The sequence below is a fragment of the Micromonospora sp. ATLC20 genome, from assembly GCF_057196585.1.
This window is the reverse complement of record NZ_JBXUOV010000031.1, coordinates 29,221-43,811: the sequence shown is the minus strand read 5'-3', so window position 1 is coordinate 43,811 and position 14,591 is coordinate 29,221. Positions and strand designations below refer to the sequence as shown.

Sequence of the window (14,591 nt, the reverse complement as noted above, 5' to 3'; positions counted from 1 at the left end):
GGCCCCGGCAGTGGTCCGCGGCGCCCCGGCGGCGGGCGGCCCCACGCCCGTGTCCGGGCACGGCGACGCGCTGGCGGTGCTCCAACAGGCGGTACGGGACAAGGCGCTGGTCTGGGTGGGCTACGTCGACGCGCACGGGGCGACGGCGTCCCGGCTGGTCCGGCCGGTGTCGATCGGTGCCGGCTACCTGCGCGCCGAGGACGACCGGACGGAGATGCTGCACACGTTCGCGCTGCACCGGATCACGGCGGCAGTGCTGGAGGAGTGAGCTACTCCCCGTTGCGGCGCAGCGTGCCGATCACCGACACGGCCAGCAGCAACGCGAACGCGGTACCGGCCGCCTCACCCACCGAGTCGACGAAGCCCTGCTGCTGCACGAGCAGCCCGAACAGGAACCAGCCGAACACCCCGGCGGCGGCGGCCGCGTAGGCGAGCACCACCGCCGTGGGCACCTCCTGCTGCCGCGTCCGTTCGTCCTCGGGAAGCACGTCCTGGTCAACGGTCATGGCAGTCCCTCCCCGTCCCGGCATGGACCCGGCTTCCAGGGTTACACCAACCGGAGCGCGCGGACAGGGGTTAAAACCCTGATCCGGGCGGTCCGGTCACGGGTGGGGCGGGTTCCGGGCCGGTTCAGGTGCCGGGGCGGCGGGCTCAGGTGCCGGGGCGGCGGCCGATCACGACCACGCGGGTGCCGACCGAACCCAGCTCCCAGAGGCGTACCGCGTCACGGTGCAGCAGGTTCACGCAGCCGTGCGAGCCGATCGCGCCGTTGTGCAGGTAGGTGGTGGTCTCGTGGAAGCCGATCCCGCCGTTGAACTGCTGCCAGTACGGCAGCCACACCTCGTACGGGTTGGACCACTCGCGCGGGTTCTTCCGGCCCACCGAGTACGTGCCGGCCGGAGTGGCGTAGCCGGACATGCCGGTGCGCGTCACCGTCGGACCCATCACCACCTTCCCGCCGCGCATCGCCCAGACCGTCTGCCGGGTCAGGTCGACGCAGAAGGTGAGCCGGGAACCGGCCTTGCACCGCGCGGTGTCGGTGGCGGTGAGCCGCTTCGCCACGTCGTACGTGGTGGGGCCGGCGCGACCCGAGGACGGGCTGATCCCGTACCGGATCTGGAACTTCTTGATCGCCGCGCAGTCGGCGGCGGACTGCTCGCCGTCCACGGTCAGCGTCCCGAAGCCGCCCAGCCGCGTCAGGTACGTCTCCACCGCCCGCTGGTGCTCCCCCTGCGGGCACCCGGCGGACGCGCTCGGCTTCGGCTTGGGCTTCGTCGTCTTCGTCGCCTCGGGTGACCGGGAGGGTTTCGGCGAGGCCGTCCGGCTCGGCTGCGCCGACGGGGACGTGACCGGCTGTTCCGGCGTGGGCGACGCGCTCGCCCCCGATGCTCCCTCCGTCAGCCCGACCGGGCCGGGGGTGCTGCCCCCGGCGCCTTCCGCCTGCGGATCGAGCGCGCAGGCGCCGACACCGACCAGCACGACCACCGCCAGGGCGGTGGCCCGTGCGAGAAACCGGACACGCTGCATGGGCCCTCCCTGGACAGTCGTCCCGCTTGCTAGACGTGTGGGACGAGTATGACGTTGCCTGTCCAGCGAGACTTTTTTGCGGCGCCCTCCGGCGTGCAACACTGGATGGTCGGCCTGCGGCAGGTCAGCCGGGGTGTGGACGGGATGCCGGGCGACCGGGTTCCGGGCGACGAGTTTCCGGGCAGCGGGTTCCGGGCGATGCGAGAGGACGCTGGCGTGAGCGGTGGACCACTGATCGTGCAGTCGGACAAGACGCTGCTGCTGGAGGTGGATCACCCCGACGCGCAGGCGTGCCGGATGGCGATCGCGCCCTTCGCCGAGCTGGAACGCTCCCCCGAGCACGTGCACACGTACCGGCTCACGCCGCTGGGCCTGTGGAACGCCCGGGCCGCCGGCCACGACGCCGAGGGCGTGGTGGACTCGCTGATCAAGTACTCCCGCTACCCGGTGCCGCACGGGCTGCTGGTCGACGTGGCCGAGACGATGGACCGGTACGGCCGGCTCCAGCTCGCCAACGACCCGGTGCACGGCCTGGTGCTGCGCGCGCTGGACCGGGTGGTGCTGATCGAGGTCGCCAAGAGCAAGAAGCTCGCCGGCATGCTCGGCGCGAAGCTGGACGACGACACCGTCGCGGTGCACCCGTCCGAGCGGGGGCGGCTCAAGCAGGCGCTGCTCAAGCTGGGCTGGCCCGCCGAGGACCTGGCCGGGTACGTGGACGGCGAGGCGCACCAGATCGAGCTGGCCGAGTCCGGCAAGGACGGCGGCAAGCCGTGGACGCTGCGGTCGTACCAGCGGGAGGCGGTCGAGGCGTTCTGGGCCGGCGGCTCCGGCGTGGTGGTGCTGCCCTGCGGCGCCGGCAAGACGCTCGTCGGGGCAGCGGCCATGGCCGAGGCGAAGGCGACCACGCTGATCCTGGTCACCAACACGGTGGCGGGACGGCAGTGGAAGCGCGAGCTGATCGCCCGCACCTCGCTGACCGAGGAGGAGATCGGCGAGTACTCGGGCGAGCGCAAGGAGATCCGCCCGGTCACCATCGCCACGTACCAGGTGCTGACCTCGCGGCGCGGCGGCGCGTTCACCCACCTGGACCTGTTCGGCGCCCGCGACTGGGGCCTGGTCGTCTACGACGAGGTGCACCTGCTGCCCGCGCCGATCTTCCGCTTCACGGCCGACCTTCAGGCCCGTCGCCGGCTCGGCCTCACCGCGACTCTGGTACGCGAGGACGGCCGCGAGGGCGACGTGTTCAGCCTGATCGGCCCGAAGCGGTACGACGCGCCGTGGAAGGACATCGAGCAGCAGGGCTGGATCGCCCCGGCGGAGTGCACCGAGGTACGGGTGACGCTCACCGACGCGGAACGGCTCGCGTACGCGACGGCGGAGGCCGAGGAGCGCTACCGGATGGCGGCGACCGCCCGCACGAAGCTGCCCGTGGTGCGGGCCCTGGTGGACCGGCACCCGGACGAGCAGGTCCTCGTCATCGGTGGGTTCCTCGACCAGTTGCACCAGCTCGGCGAATACCTGGACGCGCCGATCGTGCAGGGCTCCACCACGAACAAGGAACGCGAGCGGCTGTTCGACGCGTTCCGCTCCGGCTCGTTGCGGACCCTGGTGCTCTCGAAGGTCGGCAACTTCTCCATCGACCTGCCGGAGGCGGCGGTGGCGATCCAGGTGTCCGGCACGTTCGGCTCGCGGCAGGAGGAGGCGCAACGGCTGGGCCGGGTGCTGCGCCCGAAGGCCGACGGCCGGCAGGCGCACTTCTACACGGTGGTGTCCCGGGACACCATCGACACCGAGTACGCCGCGCACCGGCAGCGGTTCCTGGCCGAGCAGGGGTACGCGTACACCATCGTGGACGCCGACGACGTGCTCGGGCCGTCGCTGCCCACAGTCGACTGAGCGACCGGTGGGCCGCCCCTATCGGGCGACCCACCGTCACGACCGGGTCAGGAGTAGTTGACCAGGAAGTAGTAGCTCGTCGTGTCGGTCCACACGCCGTCGGCGGTCCGGCCGCGCACCCGCATGCTGTACGAGCCGGCCGAGGTCGGCGTGAAGGTCGCCGTGGCGACTCCGGCGGCGTTCGCGGCCACGGTCACCGGCTGCCCGTCCTCGACTGTGTACTCGAACTCGGTCACACCCGGGCTGCCCTGGGTGAAGGTGAACTCACCGGCCACGCCCACACCGCCGGACCACTGACCGGCCGGGTAGGTGCCCGAGCTGACGAGCGGCGCCGTGCCGACCAGGAACGGGTAGTCGGTCTGCGGCGTGTAGTCGCCCGCGGCGGTACGCCCCCGTACCGAGATGAGGTTGGCGCCGTTGCGGTCCATGGTCACCGTGATGTCCGTGACCAGCGCATCAGGCTTCTTCGGCACGCTCTGCCAGGCGCCGCCGTTGAGCTGGTACTCGAAGGTCGTCACCTCGCTGATCTCGGTGTAGACCCCGAACGTGCCGACCGACCCGATCCCGCCACGCGGGCTGTACTCGTCGTAGGCGCTGCTCACGTTCACCCGGGCGTCGCGGACCCGGAAGTAGTACCGGCGTTCCGGGCTGACCGTGCCGTCGGCCGTCCGGCTGGTGACAGTCAGCAACGTGTAGCCGGAGTGCGTCGGCGTGATCTCGACGGTGGCCCGGCCGTCCGCGCCGGCAGCCACCACCTGCTCCTCGCCGGCGTACTCCAGCACGTAGCGGTACTCGGTCACGCCGGAACGGCCCGGGTTGAAGGTGAACCGGCCCGTCTGCCCGGGCTGGCCGCCCTCACCGTTCTCCGGGTAGTCCTCGGACGTCACCACCGGCGCGTCGCTGACCTCGAACGTGTACGTCCGGGTCGGGGAGAAGGAGCCGTCCTGGAACCGGGTACGCACCGTCAGCGTGTTGCTGCCGGAACGGTCCGGGGTGAGCGTCACCCGTGCCCAGCTGTAGTCCGGGTCGACGACCTGCTCCGGCCCGTCGTTGAGGCGGAAGAGGTAGGCGTCGACGTCGGGCATGCCGGTGTCGAAGTTGAACTCACCGGGGATGCCCACGCCGCCCCAGGCGCCGTTCTCGTAGTAGGTGCTGGAGGAGACGTACGGCTTGGTGTCGATGACGTTGAACTGCTGCTCCTGCGTCTCCGAAACAGTGCCGTCGGCACTGATGCTCCGGACGTTCAGCACGTGCCAGCCACCCTCGGTGGGCGTCCAGCGCAGCACCGCCGTGCCGTCCGCGGCCGCGTCGATGCGCAGCAGATCGCCACCACCGAACGTGTACTCGTACGCCACCACACCGGTCCGGCCGGGCCGGAACGTGAAGGTGCCGGGACGGTCCACCACCCCGTCGTGCTCGGGGAAGTCGAAGTCGTCCGACTCCACGGTCGGGAGGTCGCGGACCCACACGTTCTCGGTGTGCCCGCCGACGAGTTCGCTTCCGGCGTAGCTGCGTACCTCGACCTCGACGAGGCCCGCCTCGGCGAACGTCACCGGGATCTCGGTCGGGCCGTCAGGGTTCACCGGCACCCGGGTCTCCGCGCCGGCGCCGATCCGGTACCCGAACTCGGTGACCCCCTCCACGTTCGTCGACAAGGCAAGCTTGCTGGGCAGCCCGACGCCGGCCATCGTCACCTGCACCTGCGGCGCGGTCGACTTCACCCAGAACTCGTAGTGCACAGTCTCGGACGAGTTCGACGCGCTGTCCACGCTGCGCACGCTCAGCGAGTCGGAGAACGAGGTCGGGGTGTATTCGAGCGTCACGTCGGCGCCGGGCGACGGCGCGGGGATGTAGTGGTACGCGTCGCCGAAGCGGCCCCAGTAGTAGCCGACCACGTCCGGCGAGCCGTTGGCCTTGAACGTGAACGTCCCCGGCACCCCCGACCCACCGTGCGGCAGGCCGTCGTTCGGGTACTTCTCCGAGGTCACCACGGGGGCGGCGGGTCGCTGCGCGTCCACCTTGACGTAGCACGGCTCGGCCCACGGCGAGAAGTCGTGATCGTCGTAGGCGCGGGCGGTCCAGGCCACCACTGTGCCGTGCGGGTATTGCGACATGTCCCAGTCGAGCTTCGAGAGGGCGCCGCCGTAGCTGTATCCGAACTGCTCGGCACGCTGGTCCTCGTGGCCGACCGGCCATGCCGCGAACTGCCCCCGGTAGGTGGCGTCGTTGCTGTCCGCGTCCGCGCCCTTGACCATCAGGCCGTGGTTGCGCGGCCCCACCGGCTGCGGGTTCGTCTTGGTCCCGCAGGCCCAGGCCGGGAAGTCGATCCCGATCTGCCCGACCGTCGGCGCGTGGTTCGCCTCACTGTTGATCACCGGGAACGGACGGAGCTTACGACCGTGGGAGAGCTTGCCCTCGGAGCCGTGCGGCAGCCGGATCTCGACGGTGAGCGTCTGCTTGCCCTGATCCGCGAGCTTCTGAAGGGCGGGCATGATGTCCCACGCCAGATAGCCGGGGCAGGCCGCCTCCCCGCCGGCCTGGACCGTGCCGAGCAGCTCGCGACGGCGCGGGCTCGACGCCCAGCTCGTGGTCGCGGTGATCGGGTCGGTACGCCACAGCTCGACCGGCTGGGCGATCGAGCAGTCCGCCGCGGAGCGCTCCGCGACGACCAGGTCCGCCTTGTGGATGACGGTCCCGCGGAAGCGCGAGACGTCGAAGGTGAAGTAGGACCGGGACTTGTGCTTCGTGCCGGTCGCGTCCGTCCAGGCGCCGACCGGCGCGTCCCCGTCCGTGTTGACGAACGACTTCCTCGGCTGTTGCGAATCCGTGTAGGCCCAGCCGGACTTGCCGGTGGTCCGGTGCTCGTAGGCCTGCGCCGGAGCGGTGTCGACGCTGATCAGGCCGGCACCGAGCACTATGCCCAGTGACGCGGCGAGCATTCTTCGTGCGCGCACGACGATGCCCCTTCCCCCCGTAGGACAACGGCGTGCATCGCCGTCGAGTCGCATGAGGGTATCGAAGGGGGACGACAGAGGCGTACGCCGATTCGGCTGGCCTGAGCCGACCGGGCGGACCGCATCGGCGCGGCCCGCCCGGTCCGACGGTCAGCCCTTGCCGCTGGCCCGGAACGCGACCCAGGCGTCGCTCATCCGGTCGGCCTGGCCCGGGGTGAACATGTTCATGCAGGAGTCCTGCGTGTAGTCCATGAAGTTGTGGATCGGGTCCAGCCCCGGCGCGGTGCAGGTGTCCGCCCCGATCGGGCAGTTGAACTGCGGCGCCGCCTCACGCGGCGTGTCCGCCACGAAGTCGCCGGACGCGGAACAGCCGTGCGCGAACGTGTGCTCCAGCATCAGCCAGTGGCCCACCTCGTGCGTCAGCGTGTCACCGAGCGCGTACTTGCCAGCCGTGCCACCGGGCATCGACTCGTCGAGCATCACCACGCCGTCGATGTAGTCACGGCCGTTGTTGTAGCCCTTCGGGAAGTACGCCCAGCCGAGCAGCCCGTCACCGATGTTCGCCGCGTAGACGTTCAGCGTGCGGGAGTCACCGGTGTAGAGCGCCTTCTTCATGTCCCGCTCGTTCTTGCCCGGCACCACCGCGTACCAGGCGCTGTTCACGGTCCAGGTGGTGTCCACGAGCGAGAAGCGGAACGGCGTGTCCGACGCGTCGGCCGCGGTACGACCCGCGAACGAGTCGTTCAGCACCGTCATCTGGGCCGAGATGAGCGTGTTCCAGCGGGCCTTCTCGGCCGCGCTCAGCTCGTGGTCCGAGATCATGTGGAAGACCGTCGGGACGGTGACGCTGCCGTTCGCCAGGCGCGGCGAGTCCTTGATGACGCCGTACGCCTTGGCCTCGTTCGTCGAGTAGAGCTCGGGCTCCTTGGCGGTGGCGCCCTCGCGTACCCGGGCGGCGCTGTGCGTGTCGGCGCCCGGCTCACATTCGGCGGCGGGAGAGGCGGTCACGGGTGCGGCCGTGGCCGCGACGGGGGCTCCGCCGGCGGTCAGGAAGGCGGCTGCGGCAGCGACGAGCACTGCCAGGTGGATCGTCGGTTTCCTGTGCATCGTTGCACCTTTCGAGAGGCATGAAAGGAGTACCGACGCGGGGTTGTCAAAGCTGCGGATCGATGACGTCGTCGTCCCAACATAAGACCACGTCAGAGGCACGGACAACACCCCCACCAACCCGGGAGATCCGTCTCTACCTAGCCACAATCTTTGGTGGCTGCGTAATTCAGCAAACGCTGAACCGGGCGGCAGCCAGCACATAATGGGCCACGCTCACGCCCTCCACCGTAGAGGCTCTATAGGCCCATGACCCGATTCGCTTCGCTCGCAAGAAGCCTCGCGCGAGCCTTGACGAAAGCCTCGTAGTCTCCCGAAAATAGCTCATGCTCGGGAACGAACGCCAACGGAAAGGTTAATTCGGGCGACGCCAGGTGGACCCGATAAGTGGCGGGCGAATCTCCACCGAGAATCTTATTGTCAATAGAACTGATGAAGCAAATGTTGGCCAACAGACTATGCCTTTCCACATCTATCCCGGCCGAACGAAGGTACGCCTGCGGGTAGATGTGATGGAACTCATTACGATTATAGCTTTTTAGCACCGCCGCCAAGTCGATGCTTTGGCCTGAAACAAGACTGCGCGGGCGCTGCTGAGCCAGCATGAGAATGAAGGTGCGACTCAATACAGTACTTAGCTTGAACTGGTGACGGAGAAACAAAGACTCATCGACATTCACAGACATGTCGGTTAGGCGACATTTGCGACCGGCCCGCAGGTTCTTAATCTCACTGATGTCCGCAGCAAGACTCGGAGTTACGGATCTGCCATAGCGAGCAGAGAAGCAGGCTCGCCAGAACCACCTTAGGATAATCCGTCGCTGTGCGTCAGAGTAGCTAACCGACCGCCCATCCGGCGCAGAGAAGAAGACTGACAGGGGAACAAGCGTAGAGGCGTAGGGAAGATTAGCAAGTTGCTGAACACCCAACTCCCTTCGCACGAAATCGATCGCTCCTCGGATTCCATTAATGACATGAGGAAAGAGTTCCCTGACCTTAGCCCCCTTCATTGAGATCATCGCTTTAGGTGAGGCATCACCCTCAACAATTGCTGCACAGCAGCGCAAGAGAAGCGTAATCTCTTCGCCCACATCACCGAAACCGAAGGGCTCCAACTCCTCGCTCAGTTCCGAGAACTTCCGCTGAAGATCGAAATCGTCAGACCAGGTCCACGCGCTGAGCAACTGCAGAGTATCCAGCTCAACCCCAAGACGATTGACGCGCTCAAAAACAATCGCCACACCCGCCCTATCGTCAGTCGCGAAGCTCTGAATGGGGATCGAAACTTCCTTGAACTTGCTATGCAGATCGTCAATCACAGCTATGACATCAGAGGACAATTTCCTTGACGCCTCACCGTAGGCTGGCGCATCAAAAAGTACCGCCAGAGGAAAGTACCTGTCTGGATCCGCGTCAGCAGGTGACAAGGCCAGGAATTGACTATCCTGCGCGTCTGCATCACTTCGATAATCGAAGTAAATGTTCGTCCATTCGGTTGCCTCAGCTGGCTTAAGTTCGGTCTGAAAGACACCAAAGATGCTAGTTAGCCGCTGCTGCCCATCGAGCACGTAATCGACCGGATAGTCGGCAGGCCTGGGCGGAAGAATGAAGGGGCCAAGGTCTCGCTCCGTCTGCAATTCGGCCTTCGTGCGCCAGAAGAGTAGCGCGCCAAATGGATAGCCCTTATAGATGCTATCCATGAGTTGAGCGACACGATCCGAGTCCCACACGAAGCCCCTCTGGAAAGCAGGGATCCTCACTCTACCTTCAGTTACGGCACTGATCAGCTGCCTAATCGAAGTCATGCCCCTACTTCCAGTAGAGTTATCAAAGTTTGACTCATTCCGCAATATCTCGAACCTGCCGCCTACTGAAGATCGTGGCGCAGCTCGGACCTCTTTCCTAGTCGCCTTGGCAGGACTAGGCAACCCTCACTTGCCGACTAGAGCACGATCGGAAAGCGCTACTCACCACTGACCTGCAGGTTCGTCTGTAGAAGCACTAGATCGGCATTCGGTCGGCTTTCCGACACTTCTCGGCGCATGTCGAACGCCTAGCAGGCCAGCGCGGGCACGTCTTGGGCGGCTCGCACCGAAGCAGGACTTGCCCGCACCCTCTATAAGAACGGCACCCGCATCGGGCGCCTTGTCAGCGGCGCCGGTGACGGGCGCGGCGGCCGAAGTCGCGGAAGCCGAGCCGCCGGTACAGCCCGGCGGCCGGGTTGTCGTCGTTGACGCAGAGCCATGCGGCGTCCGCGCCCGCGTCGGCGAGGCCGCGCAGGACGCGCGCCACCAGGTACGCGCCGACCCGTCGCCCGCGCCACCCGGGCACCACGCCGACCTGGTCGATCCAGTTGTCGAGCACGGTGACGAAGCCGGCCGCCGCACCGTCCGGGCCGCGTGCGAGCAGCGTCAGCTCCGGGCGGAAGTCCTCGTCGTCGCGCAGGTCGCCCAGCCACTCGTCGGCCTCCGGCTCCACGAATCCGGGCCGGTCGGCGAACGACGCGCGGTAAGTGGTGAACAACTCCGGCCCCAGCGTGGCAGGCTCCACAGCCACGCCGTTCGGCGCGGCGACCTCGGGCAGCACGTCGAGGTCGTGCCGCAGCACCCACTCCAGGAACGTCCGCGTGTAACCGCGCGCCGCGAACAACTCCTCCGCTGCCACGTTCCACGTCTCCGTGGTGACCAGCAGGCCCCCGTCGCCGGCGTGCTTCTCGGCCCGGTCCAGCAGCGCGCCGCCGAGTCCGCGCCCGCGCCACGCCGGGTGCACCAGGCCGGTGGCGGTGGCGGGCGTCCGCCCGGTGCCGACCCCGACGGCCGCGACCAGGTCGTCGCCGGACCAGGCGCCGTGGGTACGCGTCTGCAGCAGCCGCGCCCGCGCCAACGGGGTACGCCCGAACAGCGGCAACCCGCCGTCAGTAGCGAGGCACGCCTGCGCCAGGCCGGTCAAGGCGGGCAGGTCTTCCTCGCCGAACTCCCGCCACACCAGCCCATCGATCCCGCCCACGCCCACTCCCGCCACCCCGCCCGACCCTCACGGTCCGGCACCCCGACGCAGTAGGCCCCACCCCGCCCCCCACGGTCAACCACTTTCCCCACCCGCCCCACCCGCCCACCCGCCCACCCGCCCACCGCGATCTTGGAGTTGTGGCACCTCACAAAGGCCGCCGATCCGACCATCTGGGCGCCACAACTCCAAGATCGGCAGAAGCGCCCCCACCACCCTGTCGATCATGCAGTTGCTGCCCCGACAGAAGCCGCAACCCGGGCACCAGGAGGGCCGAAACCGCAAGATCGACGGGGGCTCGGGCGGGGGCTCGGGCGAGGGCTACGGGGTGGGGGTGGCGTGGATCAGGACTGTGGCGCCTGCGGACAACGGGGCCAGCAGCCACTTCAGGGGTTGCTCGTCCTCGGTCGGGTTCACCACGAGGCGGTCGCCCGGGTGCAGGTCCATCCGAGTGGCGATCTCGGCGGCCAGGCGCCGCCACGCGCCGAAGCTGGTGCCGTCCGGCGTGGCCGGGTCGGACGGGTCGACGGCTGTGTAGTCCGGCGGGTCGGTCGGGTGGCGCAGCACCTCGGCGGACCAGTCCAGCCAGCCCGGCGGCACCTCACCGAGCGGGCCCGGCCCGGTGCCCACCAGGTAGCGGTGCGCCCCTTCGGGCACGTCCTCCAGCCAGTCGTCGAGGCGTTCCGGCGTCACGAACACCGCGTCGTACGGCCGGTCCGCGTCCGGTTCCAGCACCGGCAGCCCGGCCAGCGCGCGGGGCCGGAACGAGACGGACAGCCCGACCGACCAGGCCCCGAGCAGCACCGCGGCGGTACGCCAGTGCGGCGGCAGGAGCACCGCCACCCGGTCACCGGGGCGCAGCCCGCACCCGTCGCGGAGCAGCCCGGCGCTGCGGGCGGTCCACTCACCGAGCTGCGCGGCGGTGAGGTCGGTGCGTTCCCCGGTCGCGTCGTCGTGGTAGCTGAGCAGCGGGTATCCGACCGCGTCGGGCGCGACGGCGACGGTTGTCTGGTGGGCCATGCGCGGACTCCTGTCTGCCGGTCCGCTCACCCTAACCGCGGGAGCCAGCCGGCCGGGACAGCCGAGCACGCCGACACCGAGCCCGCAGGGACAGATGAAGCAGCCCCGTTCAGCGCGCGGGCAGTTCGGGACCACCGTCGAGCAGCGGCGCCAGCAGGTCGCCCTGCTTCTCCACTCGCTTGAGCACCTCGCCGGCGGTGTACGGCCGCGTGGACGGCCGCTTCCCCGCCGCTCCGGCCTCCACCTCGTCCCAGGTCAGCGGCGTGGACACCGAGGGCACCGACTGGGCCCGCAGCGAGTACGGCGCCACAGTCGTCTTCGCCGCGTTGTTCTGACTCCAGTCGATGAAGACCTTGCCCGGGCGCAGGTTCTTCGCCATCTTCGACACAATCAGCTTCGGGTGCGCCTGCTCCAGCTCCTGCGCGATGCGCTTGGCGTAGTCGGAGACGATCTCGGCGTCCTGCGTGCCGGCGATCGGGCAGCAGAGCTGCATGCCCTTCTTCCCCGACGTCTTCGGGAACGAGGAAATCCCGTCGGAAGCCAGCCGGTCGCGCATCAGCAGCGCGACCTGGCAGCACTGCTTGAGCGCCGCCGGGGCGCCCGGGTCCAGGTCGACGACCATCATGTCCGGGTGCGCGCCGATCTTCCACTGGGGAGTGTGCAGCTCCAGCGCGGCGAGATTCGCCAGCCACACCAGCGTGGGCAGCTCGTCGCAGACCACGTAGTCGATGGTCTCCCGCCCCTTCGTCGACCCGGGGGCGGGCAGGTTCTCGGTGCGTACCCAACCGGGGGTCGCGGCGGGTGCGTTCTTCTCGAAGAACGAGCCGCCGTCGACGCCGTTGGGGAACCGGATCCGGGTCAGCGCGCGATCGCTCAGGTGCGGCAGCAGCGCGGGGGCGATCCGGGTGTAGTAGTCGATCACCTCGCCCTTGGTGAACCCGGCCTTCGGGAACAGCACCTTGTCCAGGTTGGACAGCTCCAGCGAGCGCCCCTCGACCTCGACCTTGAGCCGGTCAGACGGCATCGTCGACCTCCTCGGGCGGCTTGTCCGGGCGCAGGCGCAGGATACGCGGGAAGCGCAGCCGGCCGTCCGGCGTGCGCTGGCCGTACTTGACCTCCACCACGATCCGGGGAGTTACCCAGATCGCGCCCCGGGCATCCTCGCGCGGCACGCCGGCCGCGAACGGCGAGTCGGTGGCGCGCAGCGGCTCCAGCTCGCGCAGCAGTTCCCGTTCGATGGCCGCGCCGATCCCGCCGCCGACCCGCCCCCGGTAGACGAGCCGCCCGTCCGGGCCCGGCACGCCGACGAGCAGGCCACCGACGCGCCGCGCCCCGGGTCGCCAGCCGCCGACCACGAAGTCGCCGGTGACCTCCAGTTTGACCTTCACCCAGTCCGGCGAGCGCACACCGGGCCGGTAGAGCGAGTCGACCCGCTTGGCCATCACCCCCTCCAGCCCGTGCTCGCCGGCCGCCGCGTAGGTGGCCGGGCCGTCGCCGAAGACCGGCGGCACCGCCCACCGGGCGGCGCCGAGCCCGAGCGACTCCAGCGCCGCCCGCCGCTCCCGCCATGGCCGGGCGGTCAGGTCGACGCCGTCGAGCCGCAACAGGTCGAAGATCATGTACGTGACGGGTACTGTCGCCGCCAGCCGCGCCGCCTTGACCGGGTTACGCACGTGCATCCGCTCGGCGAGCGCGGTGAACGAGGGCTGCCCGTCGGTGAAGAGGACGACCTCGCCGTCGAGCAGCGCGTCGCCTACCTGCTCGGCCAGGTTCAGCAGTTCCGGGTACGCGGTGGTGATCTCGACGCCGGAGCGGGCGTAGAAGTGCCTGTCGCCGCGGGAGATGTCGGCGAGCGCGCGGACGCCGTCCCACTTGAACTCGTACGACCAGGCGGCGCCGGCCGGGAGCGGCCCGGTCGTCGCGAGCATCGGCTTCAACGGCGCGCCGGGCACCTCCTGACTGTAGTTGGGCACGGAAGCGCGTGCGTCCCGTTCGATCGTTTGCGATTCTGGTGGTCAACCGGGGAGAGGAGCGCGGGAATGCGGGCGATCTGGAAAGGAGCGGTGTCGTTCGGCCTGGTGTCGATCGGGGTGAAGGTCTACTCGGCCACCGAGGAGAAGGACATCCGTTTCCACCAGGTGCACCGTGAGGACGGCGGCCGGATCCGCTACAAGCGCACCTGCTCGGTCTGCGGCGAGGAGGTCACCTACGACGACATCGCCAAGGGGTACGACATCGGCGGCGGCGAAATGGTCATCCTCACCGACGAGGACTTCGCCGACCTGCCGTTGAGCACGTCGCACGCGATCGACGTGCTGGAGTTCGTACCGGTCGAGCAGGTCGATCCGATCCTCTACAACAAGGCGTACTTCCTGGAGCCGGAGGGCTCGGCGACCAAGCCGTACGTGCTGCTGCGCGACGCGCTGTCCGACTCGGAACGGGTGGCGATCGTCAAGGTGGCGCTGCGCCAGCGCGAGCAGCTGGCCACGCTGCGGGTCCGCGAGGGCGTACTGCTGCTCAACACCATGCTGTGGCCGGACGAGATCCGCCGGCCCGACTTCGGCTTCCTGGACGAGGACCTGAAGGTACGCCCGCCGGAGCTGGCGATGGCCAGCTCACTCATCGACTCGATGGCCGGGGAGTTCGAGCCGGACGCGTTCACCGACGACTACCGGGCGGCGTTGCAGGAGGTCATCGACGCGAAGGTCGAGGGCCGCGAGGTGGTGCAGCCGGAGGAGGAAGAGGCCGCGCCCGCCGCCGCGGTGGACCTGATGGCCGCGCTGAAGGCGTCGGTCGAGCGGGCTCGGGCGGCCCGGGGCGGGGCGCCGTCCGGCGGCGGGGCCGAGCCGACCCCGATCTCGTCGGCCCGATCGGCGAAGAAGGCCGCGAAGAAGGCGCCGGCCGGGAAGACGGCGGCGAAGAAGGCCGAACCGGCGAAGAAGGCGGCTGCCAAGAAGGCACCGGCGAAGAAGACGGCGGCGAAGAAGGCCGAGCCGGCCAAGAAGACCGCGGCCAAGAAGGCGCCCGCGAAGAAGAAGAGCGCCTGACGCGTACGGCGAAGGCCCCGCCCCCGATGGACGG

At 69.0% G+C, this 14,591-nt stretch carries 12 protein-coding genes; 3 read left to right on the top strand and 9 right to left on the bottom strand.

The window, feature by feature from the left end; all coding sequences use genetic code 11:
- Nucleotides 1-268: WYL domain-containing protein (locus AC2CHG_RS10025; RefSeq protein ID WP_484524605.1), on the top strand; the 268-nt coding region annotated here is incomplete at its 5' end.
- A gap of 1 nt (nucleotide 269) precedes the next feature.
- Here AC2CHG_RS10025 and AC2CHG_RS10020 read toward each other — a convergent pair.
- Together AC2CHG_RS10020 and AC2CHG_RS10015 are read right to left on the bottom strand one after the other, a co-directional pair.
- Entirely contained in the window at nucleotides 270-506 is a 237-nt protein-coding gene (locus AC2CHG_RS10020) for a hypothetical protein (protein WP_262015385.1), read from the bottom strand.
- 145 nt (nucleotides 507-651) lie between these two features.
- A complete protein-coding gene (locus AC2CHG_RS10015; protein ID WP_484524604.1) occupies nucleotides 652-1,527 on the bottom strand; it encodes a L,D-transpeptidase family protein in 876 nt (291 codons plus the stop codon).
- A 216-nt stretch (nucleotides 1,528-1,743) separates the two neighbouring features.
- Between AC2CHG_RS10015 and AC2CHG_RS10010 the strand changes: the two genes are divergently transcribed.
- Complete coding sequence (locus AC2CHG_RS10010) at nucleotides 1,744-3,423, top strand: DNA repair helicase XPB (protein ID WP_402814290.1); 1,680 nt, start codon at nucleotides 1,744-1,746, stop codon at nucleotides 3,421-3,423.
- Between the two features lie 47 nt (nucleotides 3,424-3,470).
- On the opposite strand, the gene AC2CHG_RS10005 is transcribed toward AC2CHG_RS10010, so the two are convergent.
- The 7 genes from AC2CHG_RS10005 to ligD (AC2CHG_RS09975) all read right to left on the bottom strand — a co-directional run bounded on the left by AC2CHG_RS10005 (nucleotide 3,471) and on the right by ligD (AC2CHG_RS09975) (nucleotide 13,462).
- On the bottom strand, nucleotides 3,471-6,377 hold the full coding sequence (locus tag AC2CHG_RS10005) for an RHS repeat domain-containing protein (RefSeq protein ID WP_484524603.1): 2,907 nt from the start codon (nucleotides 6,375-6,377) through the stop codon (nucleotides 3,471-3,473).
- A 150-nt stretch (nucleotides 6,378-6,527) separates the two neighbouring features.
- The gene (locus tag AC2CHG_RS10000) at nucleotides 6,528-7,484 is read right to left on the bottom strand and encodes a zinc metalloprotease (RefSeq protein ID WP_484524602.1); all 957 of its coding nucleotides are present in this window, start codon (nucleotides 7,482-7,484) and stop codon (nucleotides 6,528-6,530) included.
- Nucleotides 7,485-7,723: 239 nt separating this feature from the next.
- Nucleotides 7,724-9,289, bottom strand: coding sequence for a GmrSD restriction endonuclease domain-containing protein (locus tag AC2CHG_RS09995; RefSeq protein ID WP_484524601.1), 1,566 nt, complete (start codon nucleotides 9,287-9,289; stop codon nucleotides 7,724-7,726).
- A gap of 343 nt (nucleotides 9,290-9,632) precedes the next feature.
- Nucleotides 9,633-10,490 (bottom strand): GNAT family N-acetyltransferase, encoded by an 858-nt coding sequence (locus AC2CHG_RS09990; protein ID WP_484524600.1) that lies wholly within the window; start codon nucleotides 10,488-10,490, stop codon nucleotides 9,633-9,635.
- 321 nt (nucleotides 10,491-10,811) lie between these two features.
- Complete coding sequence (locus AC2CHG_RS09985; protein WP_484524599.1) at nucleotides 10,812-11,510, bottom strand: TIGR03089 family protein; 699 nt, start codon at nucleotides 11,508-11,510, stop codon at nucleotides 10,812-10,814.
- 109 nt (nucleotides 11,511-11,619) lie between these two features.
- Nucleotides 11,620-12,534: a non-homologous end-joining DNA ligase gene (ligD, locus tag AC2CHG_RS09980; protein WP_366618357.1), complete on the bottom strand. Its 915-nt coding sequence runs from the start codon at nucleotides 12,532-12,534 to the stop codon at nucleotides 11,620-11,622.
- A complete protein-coding gene (gene ligD / locus AC2CHG_RS09975) occupies nucleotides 12,524-13,462 on the bottom strand; it encodes a non-homologous end-joining DNA ligase (protein ID WP_463840143.1) in 939 nt (312 codons plus the stop codon). Before ligD (AC2CHG_RS09975) ends, ligD (AC2CHG_RS09980) begins: the two co-directional genes overlap by 11 nt.
- 87 nt (nucleotides 13,463-13,549) lie before the next feature.
- On the opposite strand from ligD (AC2CHG_RS09975), the gene ku reads away from it, so the two are divergent.
- On the top strand, nucleotides 13,550-14,557 hold the full coding sequence (ku, locus tag AC2CHG_RS09970) for a non-homologous end joining protein Ku (RefSeq protein ID WP_484524598.1): 1,008 nt from the start codon (nucleotides 13,550-13,552) through the stop codon (nucleotides 14,555-14,557).
- Nucleotides 14,558-14,591: the final 34 nt, after the last annotated feature.